Source organism: Streptomyces sp. SID3212 (assembly GCF_009865405.1).
Classification (GTDB): Bacteria; Actinomycetota; Actinomycetes; order Streptomycetales; family Streptomycetaceae; genus Streptomyces.
Genome location: NZ_WWJY01000985.1, coordinates 1 through 1,125 on the forward strand (window position 1 = coordinate 1; position 1,125 = coordinate 1,125).

The window sequence follows — 1,125 nt, forward strand, 5'->3', positions numbered from 1 at the left end:
CGTCGACGGCGGTCAGCGTGCCCCGCTCCGCGAGCCGGTCGGCGAGGGCCGGCGACCGGCCGTCCTGGGCGGCCGCCAGGGCGTCCCTGGCGAGGGCCGTCCCGCCGAAGTACGCCTCCAGGCAGCCGGAGTTGCCGCACGAACAGACCGGTCCTTCCGCCTCGACCTGGATGTGGCCGATGTCCCCGGCCGCCCCCGCCGCCCCCCGGTAGATGTGGCCGTGGTGCTGCACCCCGGAACCGATCCCGCTGCCGATCTTGACGAAGAGCAGGTGTTCGACGGTCCTGGCGACCCCGCTGTGCTGCTCGCCGAGCGCCATCACGTTCACGTCGTTGTCCACGACCACCGGGCAGTCGTGCGCCCGGGCGAGGGTGTCCCGTACGGGATAGCGGTTCCACCCCGCCATGATCGGCGGCGAGACGGGCACACCCTCCCGGAAGCTCACAGGCCCCGGCAGGCCGATGCCGATCGCGTCGAGCCGGGAATAGTGGCCCCGCTCGCGCATCCCGGCGAGGAGTTCGCTGACCCGGTCCAGCACCGCGACCGGGCCCGAGCGGATGTCCGCCTCCTCGGAGCAGGACGCCACCGGCTCCAGGCCGCCGTCGGTGATCTCGATGTCGATGGAGCTGGCTCCCAGGTCGACGGCCGCGAACCGCAGGCCGGGCGCCAGCTGGACGAGCGTGGAGCGGCGTCCGCCGCGCGAGGCGGCGGGGCCGGCCTCCAGGACCCGGCCGGCGGTGACCATGCGGTCGAGTTCCGTGAGGAGCCGGGGGCGCGGTACCTCCACCCGGTCCGCCAGTTGGGCGCGCGACAGCGGCCCGTTGTCGCGCAGCAGGCTCATGACGCGGTACGGAATGTTCACGGGCTCCCTTCCTCGGGACACCTTAGGCCGGAACACCACAGGGATGGAGCGGGACGGAACAGCCGGCGGGACGCGACAGCCGGGGGAGCGCCGTGAAGGGCAGGCGCCGGCACGGACCGGCCCCTGCCCTTCACGCGCACCGCCCCGCCGGGGGACGGAGCGGCACTCGGCGTCAGTCGCCCAGGCCCCCCTTCACCGCGACCGCGTCCCGGGCCAGCGCGGCGCGCGCCGCCGCGTCGGACACCAGGGACGTGTCACGCGCG

Annotated in this window: 1 protein-coding gene; it reads right to left on the reverse strand. The window is 74.8% G+C overall.

The annotated features are described in order from the left end of the window. On the reverse strand, positions 1 to 862 hold an 862-nt coding region (locus GT042_RS29460; protein WP_345943968.1), incomplete at its 3' end, for an ROK family transcriptional regulator. Positions 863 to 1,125: the final 263 nt, after the last annotated feature.